General features: G+C 73.3%; 12 protein-coding genes. 6 read left to right on the top strand and 6 right to left on the bottom strand.

Annotated features, from left to right (window positions below; all coding sequences use genetic code 11):
* The first annotated feature begins 34 nt into the window (after positions 1–34).
* From DK412_RS15755 to DK412_RS15740, 4 genes are all read left to right on the top strand, one after another.
* Complete coding sequence (locus DK412_RS15755; protein ID WP_109972704.1) at positions 35–1,450, top strand: M20 family metallopeptidase; 1,416 nt, start codon at positions 35–37, stop codon at positions 1,448–1,450.
* A gap of 274 nt (positions 1,451–1,724) precedes the next feature.
* Positions 1,725–3,338 carry an ABC transporter ATP-binding protein gene (locus tag DK412_RS15750; RefSeq protein WP_109972703.1) on the top strand — a complete coding sequence of 538 codons (1,614 nt, stop codon included), beginning with the start codon at positions 1,725–1,727 and terminating at the stop codon, positions 3,336–3,338.
* Positions 3,339–3,672: 334 nt separating this feature from the next.
* A complete protein-coding gene (locus DK412_RS15745) occupies positions 3,673–4,896 on the top strand; it encodes a PLP-dependent aminotransferase family protein (protein WP_109972702.1) in 1,224 nt (407 codons plus the stop codon).
* A 109-nt stretch (positions 4,897–5,005) separates the two neighbouring features.
* Positions 5,006–5,986: a catalase family peroxidase gene (locus DK412_RS15740; RefSeq protein WP_109972701.1), complete on the top strand. Its 981-nt coding sequence runs from the start codon at positions 5,006–5,008 to the stop codon at positions 5,984–5,986.
* Positions 5,987–6,215: 229 nt separating this feature from the next.
* Here DK412_RS15740 and DK412_RS15735 read toward each other — a convergent pair whose 3' ends face one another.
* The 6 genes from DK412_RS15735 to DK412_RS15710 all read right to left on the bottom strand — a co-directional run bounded on the left by DK412_RS15735 (position 6,216) and on the right by DK412_RS15710 (position 13,088).
* Complete coding sequence (locus DK412_RS15735; protein WP_109975296.1) at positions 6,216–7,028, bottom strand: BLUF domain-containing protein; 813 nt, start codon at positions 7,026–7,028, stop codon at positions 6,216–6,218.
* Positions 7,025–8,788 (bottom strand): EAL domain-containing protein, encoded by a 1,764-nt coding sequence (locus DK412_RS15730; protein ID WP_109972700.1) that lies wholly within the window; start codon positions 8,786–8,788, stop codon positions 7,025–7,027. Before DK412_RS15730 ends, DK412_RS15735 begins: the two co-directional genes overlap by 4 nt.
* A gap of 468 nt (positions 8,789–9,256) precedes the next feature.
* Positions 9,257–9,895: a class I SAM-dependent methyltransferase gene (locus tag DK412_RS15725; protein WP_109972699.1), complete on the bottom strand. Its 639-nt coding sequence runs from the start codon at positions 9,893–9,895 to the stop codon at positions 9,257–9,259.
* A 115-nt stretch (positions 9,896–10,010) separates the two neighbouring features.
* Positions 10,011–10,745, bottom strand: a complete 735-nt coding sequence (locus DK412_RS15720) for a PIG-L family deacetylase (RefSeq protein WP_109972698.1) — start codon at positions 10,743–10,745, stop codon at positions 10,011–10,013.
* Positions 10,745–11,875: an acyl-CoA dehydrogenase family protein gene (locus DK412_RS15715; RefSeq protein WP_109972697.1), complete on the bottom strand. Its 1,131-nt coding sequence runs from the start codon at positions 11,873–11,875 to the stop codon at positions 10,745–10,747. The genes DK412_RS15720 and DK412_RS15715 overlap by 1 nt, the downstream gene beginning before the upstream one ends.
* Positions 11,868–13,088, bottom strand: a complete 1,221-nt coding sequence (locus DK412_RS15710; RefSeq protein ID WP_245446964.1) for a glycosyltransferase family A protein — start codon at positions 13,086–13,088, stop codon at positions 11,868–11,870. The genes DK412_RS15715 and DK412_RS15710 overlap by 8 nt, the downstream gene beginning before the upstream one ends.
* Positions 13,089–13,338: 250 nt before the next feature.
* Between DK412_RS15710 and DK412_RS15705 the strand changes: the two genes are divergently transcribed.
* The gene (locus tag DK412_RS15705; protein ID WP_109972695.1) at positions 13,339–14,031 is read left to right on the top strand and encodes a hypothetical protein; all 693 of its coding nucleotides are present in this window, start codon (positions 13,339–13,341) and stop codon (positions 14,029–14,031) included.
* A 439-nt stretch (positions 14,032–14,470) separates the two neighbouring features.
* A complete protein-coding gene (locus DK412_RS15700) occupies positions 14,471–15,571 on the top strand; it encodes a hypothetical protein (protein ID WP_109972694.1) in 1,101 nt (366 codons plus the stop codon).
* Positions 15,572–15,577 lie beyond the last annotated feature (6 nt).

Here is a 15,577-nt window from a genome sequence, read left to right as displayed (position 1 = left end):
CTATCGTCCGCGTAGAAGAAGAGAGAGTTCTCCCATGTCGCGACGCGACGCCATCGGGCTGGCCCACCGGCACTTCGACGACGGCGGCTTCCTCGCCGGCTTACGCGAGGCGGTGGCCCTGCCGACCGAGAGCCAGGCCCCGGACCAGGGGCCGGCGCTCGCCGCCTATCTCACCCGCTTCATCACCCCCCTGGTGTCGCGCCTCGGCTTCCAGACCCGCCTCCTCGACAACCCGATCCCTGAGCGCGGGCCGTTCCTGATCGCCACGCGGCACGAGGGCGCCGACCTGCCGACCGTGCTCACCTACGGCCACGGCGACACGGTGCGGAACTACCCCGAGCAGTGGCGCGAGGGCCTGCATCCTCTCGCCGTCACGGTCGAGGGCGAGCGCTGGTACGGGCGCGGCACCGCCGACAACAAGGGCCAGCACCTGATCAACCTCGGCGCCCTCGAGGCGGTGATGCAGGCGCGCGGCGGCACGCTCGGCTTCAACGTCAAGCTCCTGATCGAGATGGGCGAGGAGGCCGGCTCGCCGGGCCTGCACGAGGTCTGCCGCGCGGAATCCGCGGCGCTCGCCGCCGATCTCCTCATCGCCTCCGACGGGCCGCGGCTGGAGGCCGCGCGGCCGACGATGTTCCTCGGCTCGCGCGGCGGCGTCACCTTCGAGCTGGTGGTGAATCTTCGCGAGGGCGGCCACCATTCGGGCAACTGGGGCGGGCTCCTGCGCAATCCCGGCACCGTGCTGGCGAACGCCATCGCGACCCTGGTCGACGGGCAGGGCAAGATCCTCCTCGACGGCTTGCGCCCGCCGCCGATCCCCGTGGGCGTGCGGGCGGCTCTGTCCGACATCACCGTCGGGGGCGATCCGAACGCGCCTGAGATCGACGAGGGCTGGGGCGAGCCGGGCCTGAGCCCGGCCGAGCGGGTCTTCGGCTGGAACACCCTCGAGGTCCTGGCCTTCAAGTGCGGCGATCCGGACGGGCCGCAGAACGCGGTGCCGCCCTCCGCCAAGGCGACCCTGCAACTGCGCTTCGTCGTCGGCACCGACTGGCAGGGCGTGCTGCCGGCGGTCCGTGCCCACCTCGATGCGAACGGCTTCCCGATGGTCGAGGTGCGGGCGACCCGCGGCGAGGTGTTTCGCGCCACCCGCCTGCCGGTCGAGGATCCGTGGGTGACCTGGGGCCTGGCCTCGATCGAGGCCAGCACGGGCAAGCGTCCGGCGCTGCTGCCCAATCTCGGCGGCTCGCTGCCGAACGACGCCTTCTCGGAGATCCTCGAGCTTCCGACGCTCTGGGTGCCGCATTCCTACCCGGCCTGCGCCCAGCACGCGCCGAACGAGCACCTTCTGGGCCCTCCGACCCGCGAGGCGCTCGGGCTGATGGCCGGGCTGTTCTGGGACCTCGGCGAGACCGGGCCGGCGGTGCTGGCGGAGCGCCGGGCGGCGGGGTGAGAACCCCTGTTCGATCCTCGCAACGGAACTGACACCCTCCGCGTCATTCCGGGGCCGCGGTAGCGGAGCCCGGAATCCATAACCGCAGGTGTTTCCGAAGAAGCTGGAACGATTGCCGCCTCATCCTGAACCATCGGCGGTTCTGGATCCCGGGCTCCGCTTCGCGGCCCCGGGATGACGCGGAGGTCTTCACGTCCGCCGGGACCAACGAAACACGCCGGGAGCGGCTTTCTACTCGAAACCAACCCGCCCACCGGGCGCATGAGGGCCAGAGATGAGCGAACCGATCGTCCAGATCCGCAACCTGACCCTCGCCCTGCCGAAGGGCGCCGACCGGCCGCACGCGGTCGAGGACCTGAACCTCGACCTGATGCCGGGGAAGATCCTGTGCGTCGTCGGCGAATCCGGATCGGGCAAGTCGATGAGCGCCTACGCGCTCACCGGCCTCCTGCCGCGCTCGCTCACCGTGGCGGGCGGCGAGATCCGCTTCGAGAGCCGGGACCTGCTCCGCCTCGACGAGCGCGCCTGGCGCGGCTTGCGCGGCCGGCGGATCGCGATGATCTTCCAGGAGCCGATGACGGCGCTCAACCCGGTGATGCGCATCGGCGACCAGATCGCCGAGATGTTCGAGGCCCACGACCTCCTCACCCCCAGGGAGCGGCGCGAGCGCGCGGTCTCGCTCGCCCGCGAGGTCGGCCTGCCCGAGCCCGAGCAGATCGTGAAGGCCTATCCGCACCAGCTCTCGGGCGGGCAGCGCCAGCGGGCGATGATCGCGATGGCGCTGGCGCTCGAACCGGCCGTGCTGGTCGCCGACGAGCCGACGACGGCGCTCGACGTCACGACCCAGGCGCAGATCCTGAAGCTGATCCGCGACATTCAAAAGCGCCGCAACATGGCGGTCCTGTTCATCACCCACGATTTCGGCGTCGTCGCCGACATCGCCGACCACGTCGCGGTGCTCCAGCGCGGCCGGCTGGTCGAATCCGGCTCGGCCGAGGCGGTCCTGCGCCATCCCCAACACGCCTACACCAAGGCGCTGCTCGCCGCCGTGCCGAGCCTGACCCCGCCGCCGCGCGAGCCGATCACCGAGGCGCCGGTCGCCCTCTCGGTGGTGGGCCTCGCCAAGACCTACGCCACCCGCGCCGGCCTCCTCGGCAAGCCCCGGGTGGTGGCCGCGGTCAAGGAGGTGAGCTTCGATCTGCGCCGCGGCGAGACCCTCGGGATCGTCGGCGAGTCGGGCTCCGGCAAGTCGACCACGGCGCGGCTGGCGATCCGGCTGATCGAGCCCGATCACGGCACGGTGCGCCTCGGCAGCCTCGACTTCACGGCGCTCAAGCCCACGGCGCTCCGCGACGAGCGCCGGCGGATCCAGATGATCTTCCAGGACCCCTTCGCCTCGCTCAATCCCCGCCGCACCGTCGAGCAGATCATCGCCGGCGGCCCGATCGCCCACGGCACCCCGGCCCGCCAGGCGCGGGCGCGGGCGCGCGAGCTCCTCGACCTCGTCGGCCTGCCTCCGAGCGCCGCCGAGCGCTATCCCAACGCCTTCTCGGGCGGCCAGCGCCAGCGCATCGGCATCGCCCGGGCGCTCGCCATGGAACCGGACGTGCTCGTCGCCGACGAGGCGGTCTCGGCCCTCGACGTCTCGGTCCAGGCGCAGGTCCTGGCGCTGCTGGAGGACCTGAAGCAGCGTCTCGGCATCGCGATGCTGTTCATCACCCACGACTTGCGCGTGGCGGCGACGATCTGCGACCGGATCGCCGTGATGCATCGCGGCGAGGTCGTCGAGATGAACCGCACCGAGGCCCTGTTCCGGGCGCCGGAGCATCCCTACACCCGCAGCCTGCTGGCGGCGGTGCCGGGGGCGTTGTTCGCCGAGACGGCGTGAGGGGGCGGTACGGTTTCATCTTAACCAACTCCGATACTCTTCAAGCGCGGGATCCCCTCTCCCGTGTGGGAGAGGGGTAGGGGTGGGGGTGTGGCGCTTCCGTGTGAAGCTGAGAGCGTCGTGCTGGCAGCGGAACTGTCGAAATCCCTTCGGCACCGTCGCCACCCTCACGCGGGATCTTCGATCCCCCCAGCCCCTCTCCCATACGGGAGCGGGGAGCGCGCTCTATTCTTTTGCGCACCGAACAAGCAGAAATCGCATTGAGATCGCCCGCACCTCTCGCGCGTCCGGTGGTAGACCCGCGCGGTCCCCCGGAACCCCGCGAGCCCACCCCATGGTGCCCTCCTCCCCCCGCCCCGCCCCGCGGCCGGCCTTCGCCCGGTGGATGGGCACCACGAACCAGATCACCCGCACCTTCCTCGCCGCCGGCGCCATCCCCGACCTGATCAACGTCGCCGGCGGCCTGCCTGACCCGGACATCTACCCGACGGAGCGCATGGCCGAGATCGCCCGTCGCGCCGTCGCCGAGCATCCGGACGAGGTGCTGGGCTACGGGCCGGTCGAGGGGCTGCCGCCCCTGCGGGACGCCCTCGCCCGGCGCTTCAGTTCACGCGCCCTGCCGCTGACCCGCGACAACGTGCTGGTGACCACCTCGGGGATGCAGGCCCTCGACCTCGTCGGCAAGGTGCTCCTGGACGAGGGCGGGCTGATCGCCGGCCAGCACCCGACCTATCTCGGCGCCCTCGACGCCTGGCGCCCGCGCTCGCCGTCCTTCCGCAACCTCGTGCTCGATGCCCCCGGCTTCGACGCCCACGAAGGCTTGGCGGGCGCGCAATTCGCCTACGCGGTGCCGAACTTCTCCAATCCCACCGGGCGCCTCGTCGGCCTGGAGACGCGCCGGGCCCTCGTCGCGGCGGCGCACGACACCGGCACCTGGCTCGTCGAGGACGATCCCTACGGCACCCTCCAGTACGACGGCGCGCCGCTGCCGCGCCTGATCGACGTGTCGGCGCAAGGAGCGCCGGGCGAGCCCTATGCCGGCCCGGTCGTCTCGCTGGGCACGCTGTCGAAGGAGATCGCGCCGGGTCTCCGCATCGGCTGGATCGTCGCGGCGCCTGCGATGATCGAGGCGCTGACGCTCGCCAAGCAGGGCTCGGACCTGTGCACCAGCGGGGTGACCCAGCGCATCGCGCTGGCGGCGATCGAGACGGGCCTCGTCGAGGCGATCCGGCCGGCCGTGGTCGCGCTCTACCGCGCGCGCCGGGACGCGCTCTGCGCCGCGCTCGCGACGCACCTCTCCGAATGGTTCACCTGGGAGGTGCCGGTCGGCGGGATGTTCGTCTGGGCGACCGCCCGGGACCCGGACCTCGACACCGACGCGCTGCTGCCGCACGCCCTCGCGGCCGGGATCTGCTACGCGCCGAGCAGCGTGTTCGATGCGGGCGGGGCGGACCGGCGGGGGATGCGGATCAACTTCACCCTCAACCCGCCGGAGCGGCTGGACGAGGGGATGCGGCGTCTCGCGGCGGCGGTCGCGGCGCTCCGGCGCGCGGCCTGATCCCGCCCGTCACGATCGGGAAACGATCGGCTACGGACTGGAAATCAGTCTTGCTATAAAGTTGCGCGCAATCCAAAGTGCCCCTCGGTAAATCCGAGGAAACGCCCTGATGATCCGGTCCCTCTCCCTTCTGGCCGGCGCTGCCGCGCTCGCCTCTCTCGTCGCGCCTGCCGCCGCGGAGGAGGCCGATCCCGCCGCCATCGTCGCCCTGCAATTCGCCGTCAGCGGCGACCACAAGGGCGTGCGCGCGAGCGGCGCCAAGGGCGTCTGCCTCAAGGGCACCTTCACGCCGGCCTCCGACGCGGCGAGCCTGTCGAAGGCGCCCCAGTTCAACAAGGCCGTGCCGGTCACCGCCCGCTTCTCGATGGGCGGCGGCAACCCGAAGATCTCGGACAAGACCAAGGCGACCACCCGCGGCTTCGCGATGCGGATGGCGGATCCGGCGGGCGACCTGACCTTCGTGATCATCTCCGCCCCGGTCTTCTCGACCAAGACCCCGGGCCAGCTCCTCGAGTTCCTGAAGGTCCGCGTGCCGGGGCCGGACGGCAAGCCGGATGCCGAGAAGATCAAGGCCTTCGCGGCCCAGAACCCGGAGACCGGCCGCCAGGCGGCATGGCTCAACGCCCGACCGGTGCCGGCGAGCTTCGCGGGCACCGATTACTGGGCGGTCCACGCCTACACGCTGACGAACGCCAAGGGCGACAAGACGACCGCCAAGCTCAAGTTCGTCGCCGCCGACAAGGCGACGCTCTCGGACGAGGAGCTGAAGGCCAAGCCCGACGCGTTCTACGCCGACGAATTGAAGGAGCGGCTGACCCGCGGCCCGGCGAAGTTCGACCTCGTGGCGATCCTGGCCGAGCCGGGCGACCCGACCGCCGACGTGACCGCGACCTGGCCGGAGGACCAGCGCAAGACGAAGACGCTCGGCACCCTGGCGATCACCGAGATCGCCCCCGACGCGACCTGCGACGCCGCCACCTTCGATCCGGTCGTCGACCTGCCCGAGGGCATCGCCGGCCCGGCCGACGACCCGATGTTCGCGATCCGCTCCCCGGCCTACGCGGTGTCGCTGTCGCGGCGCTCGAACTGAGAGCCGATCCGACTCGCGCGAGCAGGACTGCGAGAGAGGTTTTTCTTAATCCCACTCGCGACTGTGGGTAGGATGAACGATATCGACAGATCGAAGCTTGTTTGACTTGCCCGATCGTCTTGACATGACTTCAGCGTCATCCCGGGGCCGGGCAGCGGAACCCGGGATGACACGGAGAGGTCGTCGGCCGGTGTGCCGGATCGTTCGACGCGAATCGTCGAACAGGCCCTCACGCCACCGCCCGCCGCGGCGCCAGGGTTGCCTCCCCGTGGCGCACCTCCTCCACCTCCCGGCACAGCATCCCGGCGAGCACCCGGGCGCGCTCGGCCCAGTGGTCGCGCTCGGCGCGCAGGGACGCGAGTTCGTCGCGGTGAGACGCGAGGGCGACTGCGAGGTCGTCGACCTCGGCCGAGAGGGCGTGCGCCCGGTCGCGCTCGCGGGCGAGCGCGGTCCGGATCACCGCGAGCGCCGCGGACCCCGCCTCCGGCAGGGGCGCCTCAGGCGGACGGGCGGGCGCCGCCGGCGGGACCGGCGCCGCGGCCGGCGCCTGCGCGGCGACCGCGCGAGGGCCGGTCGGAGCCTGCACCGGCGCGGGCGCGACCGTGATCGAAACACCCTCCTCCTCCAGCACGAGGCCGTGCAGCATCGCGAACACCCCGTCGCCGTCGAGGCGCGCGAGGTCGAAGCCGCTCTCGGCGGCGAGCCCGCACCACAGGGCCTGGCCGCGGGCGGACTGGCCGACGAAGGCCATCGACCAGTCGGGGAAGCCGCGGGCTTCGGCCGGGCCGCATTGCAGCACCGTGACGTCGCCGTGGCGCTCGTCGCGCTGGATGCGCTCGAAGGTCTCCTCGACGCCGGCCCGCGGCCCCTCCAGCACCTGCGCGAAGGCGCCGCCGTTGAACATCAGGGCGCCGGTGACGCCGGCCGCGCGGTTGTTGCGTTGCGAGGCGTCGAGGATCTGGCGCATGGCCGCCGCGACCTCGTGGTCCGGGCCCTGGATCAGGTTCTTGCTGGCATAGACCAGGCGGTAGAGGTCACTCATGACGGGCTCCGGCATGGCGGGCTTCCGGGAACGGCGGCGGCGAGGAGGCTCAGGAGGGCGTCGGCCGTGAGCGGCCGGCTGATCAGGTAGCCCTGGACGTCGGTGCAGCCCTCGGCCCGGATGCGCCGCAGCTGCTCGGGCGTCTCGACGCCCTCCGCCACCGTGGTCATGCCGAGGCTGCGGCCGAGCCCGGCGATCGCCCGGATGATCGCCTCGCCGTCGGCCTTCGTGCCGGGGTCCGTCCCGGTGCATAGGCCGGCGACGAAGGAGCGGTCGATCTTGATCTTGTCGAACGGAAAGGCGCGCAGGTAGCTCAGGGACGAGTAGCCGGTCCCGAAATCGTCCATCGACACCCGCACCCCGAGGGCGCGCAGGCGGTGGAGGGTGTGCAGGGTCTTCTCGTTGTCCTGCAAGAGCACGCCCTCGGTGATCTCGACCTCGAGCCGCGCCGCCGGCAGGCCGGTATTGGCGAGGGCCGACACGATGGTCTCGACGAGGCGGTCGCTCGTGAACTGCGCCGGCGAGACGTTGACGGCCACCGTCAGGGGCTGCGGCCAGGCGGCGGCGTCGCGGCAGGCCTGGCGGATCACCCACTCGCCGATCGGCACGATCAGGCCGATCTCCTCGGCGAGCGGGATGAAGTCGACGGGCGAGACCAGCCCGCGCTCCGGGTGGTGCCAGCGGATCAGCGCCTCGCAGCCGACGAGCCGCTCGTCGGCGAGGTTGAGCTGCGGCTGGTAGTGGAGCTGGAACTCACGCCGGGCCAAGGCCTGGCGCATGTCGAGTTCGAGGCGCCGGCGCGCCTGCATGCGCGCGTCCATCGCCGGCTCGAAGAACCGGAAGGTGCCCCGCCCGTCGAGCTTGGCGCGGTAGAGGGCGAGGTCGGCGTTCTTCAGAAGCCGGTCGGCGTCGCGCCCGTCGGCCGGCGCCAGGGCGACGCCGACGCTCGCCCCGATCGAGAGCAGCTGGCCCTCGATCATGTAGGTGCGGCCGACGAGGTCGACGACGCGGCGCGCCAGCGCCTGGGCCTCGCCGGGCTCGGTCACGCCGGCCTGCAGCACCACGAACTCGTCGCCGCCGATCCGCGCGACGGTGTCGCCGGCCCGCACCATCGCGCGCAGCCGGTCGGCCACCTTGCGCAGCAGCGCGTCGCCGACCGGATGGCCGAGCGTGTCGTTGACCGGCTTGAAGCGGTCGAGATCGACGAGGAGGACGGCGCAGCCCTCGGCCTTGCGCTCCAGGCGCGCCAGCGCCGCGTCGAGGTGCTCGCGCAGCTGCAGGCGGTTCGGCAGGCCGGTGAGGGGGTCGAGGCGGGCGAGGTCGTGGGCCCGGCTCTCCGCCGCCCGGCGCAGGCTGACATCCTCCAGCACCAGGGCCACGCCCTCGCCCGGGACGTCGTGCATCTCGACCTGGACGCTGTGGCCGTCCACCGCCACGTCGAGGACGGACCGGCCGCCGAGGCTCCCGAGGATCTCCCGCGCGGACAGGCCGGAGCCGGCGCGAGCGAGGCGCAGCAGCCGCCGGAAGCTGGGCGTGCCGTGAAGGCCGAGCCGTTCCAGCAGTGCGCGGGCCGGCGCGGTGCAGACCGCGACGCCGCCGTCGGGGTCGATCAGCACGAAGCCGTGCCGGACGGCGTCGAGGCCGCGGGCGAGACGGCGGGTCGCGGCGGGGTCCGGCCCGTCCGGGCGCGCGGCGGCGCGAGCCGGCACGGCGGCGCGGACCGGCACGGGGCGCGGCTCGGCCGACAGGAGGGCTGTCATGGGGGTGTCGGGCTCCGCGAGGGGCGCCGGCTCGGCGCGGCTTGCTACTGAATAGGACTATATTGAAACGATGAACGCTTCGTCTCGCCCGGTGGCGGACCGGAAGATCCGGCGCTGCATCGCGCGTCGCCGGGATACCGTTCGGCGGGTTCCGGAACCGCGCTCCATTGCAACGAGGCAAGAGACGACAAGCTCCGCCGAAACTTCGCGCATGGCTAATGGACTGTGATCGGGCGTTCGTCGGCCGGCAAGAGTCCCGGCCGGCAAGAGTCCCAGCCGGCAAGAGTCCCAGCAAGAGTCCCGGCGACCGGGATGGCCTCACGGAAGTGCGGGACGCCGCACCGACTGCGCCCTAGGATCTCCGCTTGATCCGTTCAACCCAAGATTGAGCGCGTCTCCCCTCTTCAGGCGAAGCCGGGCAAGGATCTCTGGCAAGCCCGGCATCGCCTGGAGAGGGGATCCCGCGCCTCACTCGTATCGGAATGGATCAAGCGGACGGCGTATCATGCCCCCGTGCCGGGCGCCGCGCGCGCGCAGCACGTCGAGCCGGTAGGCCTGCGCACGGACCTGCCGGTCGACCGCGAGGGTCTCGCGACTCTCGCGGATGAACAGGTCGGCGGCCTCGTCGCCGGTCAGGGGATAATGCGTCTCGCCGGTCCAGTGCACCAGGACGACGTCGCCGCCCGGACGCAGGCTGCCGCGAACCCGGGCCGCCAGGCGGGCGACGTCGCCGGCATCGAGGTAGTAGACCACCTCCGAGAGCAGGATCAGGTCGAAGGTGCCCTCCGGCCACTCGCCCGGCACCTGGGCCCGCATCAGGCGGACCGCCGGGAGGTCGCGGCAGCGGGCGCGGGCCTGGTCCAGGGCGGCCTCGGCCACGTCGAGGCCGGTGAGGGTGTCACAGCGGGGCGCGAGCGCCGCCGTCAGCACCCCGATCGAGCAGCCGATCTCGAGGCACGCCGCGTAACGCGGGCGCGGCAGGGCCGCGAGGGTGGCGTCGTACTTGTCGCGCTCGTAGGGGCTCGTCTCGAAGTTCCACGGGTCGGGATCGGCGGCGTAGCGCTCGTCGAAGTAGCCCGGCGGCAGCGAGGTCGTGTGGCGGGTCAGCGCGGCCTCCTCACGAGAGCATTGTCCGACGAAGTGGATACCGGTTCGTCGCAGAAAATGCGGCTAAGTCAGAAACTGAGAGAGCTTCGCGATGGCGGCGCGATCGTGAAGCGCTTCAGGCGACGTTGAGGAAGATCTCGTGGTCCCGCGCGAAGCGGGCGAGCATCGCCGGCTCCAGGCGGAAGCCGGCGGGATCGTCGGCGATCAGGTCGGTGGTCTGCGAGCGGTGGGCGGCGATGGCCGCCGCCTTGGCGCGAAGATGCCGGGAGACCACGAGGCGGACGCCCCGGGGCTCCCCGTCGATCTCGGTCTCCGGCGGCAGCGTCCAGCCCCAGACCGGGTAGGCATGGAGGGAAACGTTTCCGAGGAGGTCCCGCGCGCGGCGGGCGAGCGCCGCGCTCGCCGCGTGGTCGCAATGCGGATCGTGCTCCCAGGTCACGAACAGGGCGCCCGCCGCGCAGGCCCGGGCGGCCTCGGCGATCGTCTGGGCCGCCGCCTCCGCCTCGGGGCCCGAACGCGGCACGAACCGGTCGGGCAGGCGCAGGAAGGCGACGTGCTCGGGGCCTAAGCCCAGGCATCCCGCCGCCGCCAGGGTCTCGGCTTCGCGCAGACCCCGCAGCCGCTCGGGCGGGTGGGTCCTCGAATTCGGGTGCGAGCCGACTCCGTCACTCACCACGACGAGCCGGACCGGGATTCGCCGGAGGCAGGCCTCGGCGATGAGCCCGCCGCAGCCGAGGCTCTCGTCGTCGGGATGGGGCGCCACCACCACGATTCCGCCGGCCGGCACGAGGTCGCGCAGGGAGCCCTCGGGCAGCGCCTCGGCGGCGGCGAGGAAGGCGTCGGCCCGCATCACCGTGGCTCCCAGAGCGCGGCGACCGGCCCGTCGGCGGCGAGGATCGTGGCGGCGGCCCCGGTCAGCGCCCGGTCGGGGGCGGGCTGGCGCAGGTAGGTCGCGAGGTCGCGCGACAGCCGCTCAAGGGGATGGCCGCGCAAGAAACCCTGGAGGCCGACCGAGCGCTGGGCGAGGCCCAGCACCTCCAGCCCCGCCCGCTCGACCGCGAGCCGGGTGAGATCGACGAAGGCGACGACCCGCTCCACGGCCAGCGCCTCCTCGGAGACGAGGACGGCCGCCCGGGACACGAAGAGCCGGGCGCCCTCGAGGGCGATCGCCCCCTCGCCGAGGCGGGCGAGCTGGTGGGGATCGTCGCCCCGCCCGGTCCGGGCGAGGTGGCCGCGCCAGGCCTCGAACACCGCCTCGATGCCCCCTAACTGCACCGCCGCGAAGCGCCAGGCGCCGCCGGAGAAGTGCGGCTGGCGGTGGTAATCGTCCGGCCCGCCGAGCACCGCCTCCGGGGCGAGGCCGGTGAGGTCGACGGTACCGGTCGCCGAGGCGCGCATCCCCTGCGCGCGCCAGGCCGAGAGGTCGGCCCGGGTTCCGGGCTCGAGGGCGACGACGAGCATCAGCGGCCGCCCGTCGCCGGGCCGGCGCGCCGTCACCAGGGCGCGGGTGACGCGGCCGGCACCCGAGGCGAAGGTCTTGACCCCGGAGAGCCGCCCGCCCGCGCCCAGGGTAAGGCCAGCCGTCGGCGGCTCGGTGTTCCACACCCCGAACAGGTGCCCCGCGCGGGCGTCGGCGAACAGGGCGCGCCGCTCCGCCGGCGCGGCGTAGCGGGCGACGAGCTGGAGCGCGTTGACGTGGCCCTCGTAGACCCGGCCGAGCGCCAGGCTGCCGAGGCCGACGAGGCGCAACACCTCGGCGAGGTCGGCCGCGCCCGGCTCCTGCCCGAGGCCGGCCCCACCCTCCTCCACCGGCACCGGGGCGGCGAGGAGGCCTTCGTGAGCGAGCTCGTCCGTGTCCTCGGCCGGGAAGCCGTCGTCGTGGTCCTGCGCGTCGGCCCGCGCGGCGGCGAGAGCCGAGACCCGGCGGGCGGCGGCGACGCAGTCGCGGGTCGAACCGGGGAGGATCCAGGGATCACGCATTGCCGGCCTCCTCCGACGCCCGGCCGAGGGTGGGCAGGGATGCCAGCGCCTCGGCACGGCCGGACTTGGGCGCAACGAGACGCCGCCATCCTTGCCCGCCCCGCCGCAGCCCTGCGAGCAGGAGGCGGGCGGCGAGGATGTGACGGGGCAGCGCGCGGGGGCGCAGGGGCCGAGGGGCGAGGAGCGGGCTTGCCGCCTCGACCGCCGCGAGGACCGCCCCGAGGGTCGGGAGACCGGCGATCCGCCGCGCCTCGGCGGGCGGCACGCGCAGCCAGGGCGCCCAGGCTCCGGTCCGGGCGAGGCGCCCGGCCCCGTGCAGGGACCGCAGCCGGCGCCGCCAGGCGTAGCGGAACAGGGCGCGGGTGAGGGGTTCGAGGCGCGGGTCGCACGGGGTCTCGGGCACGGCGCAGCGCTGCCGCATCGTGTCGGCGCAGCCGCCCGGGGCGCGGCCGTCGAGCCGCCCTGAGGTGACGACGACGAGGCCGGGGGCGTGGCGCACCCGGGCATCCGCCCGCAGCAGGGCCGCCACGAAGGCCCGGTCCTCGCCGAGGGCCAAGGCCGGCATGCCGCCGGCGGCGCGGTAGGCCGGGAGGCGGACCGCGAGGCTCGCCCCCGAGCGGGTCGCGTGCCGCGGCCAGGGGTCGTGCGCGACCGGGTCGATGAGCGATTCGAGGGCGACGAGCAGCGCCTCGTAGGCGCCCTCCCGGCGGCCGCGGGCGTGGAGCGCGTCCGGCAGGCGCGCGGCCTCGGCCGCGTCGAGGGCCACCGTGCCGGCGACCGCGTCGGCGCCCTGCGCCAGGGCCGCGAGGTTGCGGGCGACCCAGTCCGGCGGCACCCGGCTGTCGGCATCGGTCGTCAGGATCGCGCCGTCGGACCCGGTTTCCTCCAACCAGCCCGCGGCGGCTTCCATCGCCTCGCGCCGGGCCCATCCGGCCTGCGCCCCGGCGAAGTCGCGCGCGACCACCCGCACCTGCACGTCCAAGTCGGGCACGAGCGTCGCGACGGCCTCCGCCGTGCCGTCGGTGCAGTTGTTCAGGAAGAGGACGATCCCGAAGCCGTCCGCCGCGATCCCCTCCTGCGCCGCCAGCGCGCGGAGGCAGGGGCCGATCCGGTCGACCTCGTTGCGGACCGGCACGGCGACGATGCAAAGCGGCGTGGGCGGGCCGCCGGAATCCAATCCCCGGGTTCGGTCCCGGTTGTCCGAATGGGTCACGCGCAGCGTCTCCGGCGGGCCGAACGTGCCCTTGGGAGATTCACATATGTCATACTCTACCCCAGTCTCTGGGGTGCGACCAAATCGACCGCGTCTCCCTGAAAATCCGGTCTGCGTCCCGCGATCGAGTCACGAGCGGCGGATCGCCCCGTTCCGGTACGCCCCGGGGAATCTGCCGTCACGTTTGCAGTTACAAACCGTCGCCAGGCACCCCGATGCGGAGCGGCCGGCTCTCGGCTATCGTGGCCGTATGACCGGATGCGCCGCTTCCCGCTCCCGCCGCTGCTTCGCAGCCAGCTCCCGCCGCTGCTTCGCAGCCAGCGCTCGCCGCCGCCTCGCGGCCTGCCTCGCCCTCGGCCTCGCCGCCCTCGCGCCGGATCCCGGCCGGGCGCAGGGCCTCGTCGGCTTCGGCTTCCTCCCCGTCTTCGCTTGGCCCGAGAACACGTGGCCGAAAGCCCTCGAGCAGGGACCAGGCATCGACAGCCGCTGGTCCGGCTCCTACGCCCGGATGTCGACCGGGTTCGAGGCGGTGTCGTCGCGGCGGTTCGGCAGCTATGCCGGGCCGACCCTCGGCTTCGAGGGCGGACGGCTCTGGCAGGAGGGCCGTTTCGTCTACGGCATCTCCGGCGGGTTCGACTATCTCGCGGCGACCTCCGGCGGCCTGACGCCGGGCTTCGGCGCCCTGAGCTACACCCGCGACTTCGCCGGCTCGGTGCAGGTGAAGGTCGGCGCGCTGCTGACGCCGGAGGTGCTGCTCTACGCCCGCGGCGGCGCGGCGGCCGTGCACGGCACGATCCGGGCCGGGGCGACGCCGGTCTCGGGGCCGTTCTCGCGCGACGACATCGCGGTCCTGCCGAACGCGCATGTCGGGGTCGAGTGGGCGATCACCGACCGCCTGTCGGTCGCCGTCGAGGCGGGCGTGGTCGGCGGCGGCCTGCGCTGAGCCGGGCGCGACCGTCCTTCCGTCACGCGCCACAACATTCCGCATCGAAGCGGAACGCATTCGGCAACATCGAGACCCAAAAATAAATCGAACTCGACGTCGATCCGCGTCCGCGAGAACGAATTCCCGGCAAATTCAACGGCATGATCCGCGTCTCGACGGTTATTGCCGTCGGATCTTGCCTCGCGGGACCGGGGCTTTGCCCGGCGCCCGGGCCGGAATGCCGCAAAATCGCCCTGTTCGGGCTTGCAGTTCTGCCTATCGAACGGCTCCGCTTGAGCCGTGACCGCCGGCGCCGGCAGGGTGCGACCCCGTGCCCTCCGGGACGCCGGCACGAGGCATGGGAGATCCGCATGATCCCTGACCGGACGATGCCCCGCGCATTCCCGACCGCTTCCGCGCAAGCGGGCCCGCCCAGGGACCGGCGCTGAGGACCGCCATGCGCCGCGCCATCATCCATATCGGCACCCCGCGCACCGGCACCTCGTCGCTGCAGATGCTGCTGCACACCCGCCGGGACTCCTTGCGCGGAGCGGGCATCCTCTACCCCGCGCTGACGCCGGCCTCGGCGGCCCACCCGCATGTCAGCCACCAGCATCTCGGCGAGACCCTGGACGGGCGCCGGCCGCGGCGCGAGCGGGGCGAATTGATCGACGCCCTCGACCGGGCGCTGGCCGCGAGCCGGGACGAGGTCGCGCTTCTCTCCTACGAGAGCCTGTGCCTGCTGCCGCCCTGGCACCGGGCGCCGAAGCTCCTCTGCGGCCTGTTCGAGCGCCGGGGCTTCCGGCCCGAGATCCTGATGACGGTGCGCCCGCAAGCCGCCTACCTGCAATCGCAATATACCTGGCGGATCCAGTTCCTGCGCGAGGCCCGGGCCTTCGCGGCGTCGTTCGAGGCCGAGCTGCGGGCGCGCCGGTTCGATTACTGGCGCGGCCTGAAGGGCTGGGCGCGGGAAGCCGCGGGACGCGTGCACCTCGTGCCGGTCCAGGACCGGCACTCCCCGGCCCCGCTGATCGAGCGCATCGCCGTCGAGCTCGGCCTTGCCGACCGCCTGCTGCCGCTCCTGACGCCCGCCGACCTCGCCTACCGCACCAACGAGAGCCTCGGGCCCGTCGGCGTCGAGGTGTCGCGCCGCCTGCGGGCGGGCGGGGCCGGCGGCGCACAGGCGCCCGCCCGGGCGGTCACCGCCCGCATCGACGCCCTGGCGCACGAGTACGGCCTCGACGCCGAGCCGTTCCGGGCCCTCGACCCGGCGATGACCGCCCGGGTCGACGAGGTCTACCGCCGGCGCAACGACGCCCTCGCCCGCCGGGTCTGGGGCACCGACTGGAGCACCCGCGTCGCCGCGCCGCCGCCCCGGGCGGTGAACGAGCTGGCGCGGCTCGGGCCCGAGAGCGGGCGGGAGGCCGAGGTGGCGGAGATCCTCGGGGCGATCCGGGGCGAGTTCGGCGACCGGGTCCCTCAGGGAGCGCCGGGCCTGCGCGGCCGCTTCGGGGCGGCGGCGTCCGAGCTCGCGCGCTTCGCCAGAACCATCATGTGACGACGA

This window comes from Methylobacterium sp. 17Sr1-1 (assembly GCF_003173775.1).
GTDB lineage: Bacteria > Pseudomonadota > Alphaproteobacteria > Rhizobiales > Beijerinckiaceae > Methylobacterium.
This window is presented reverse-complemented; position numbering and strand designations above follow the sequence as displayed.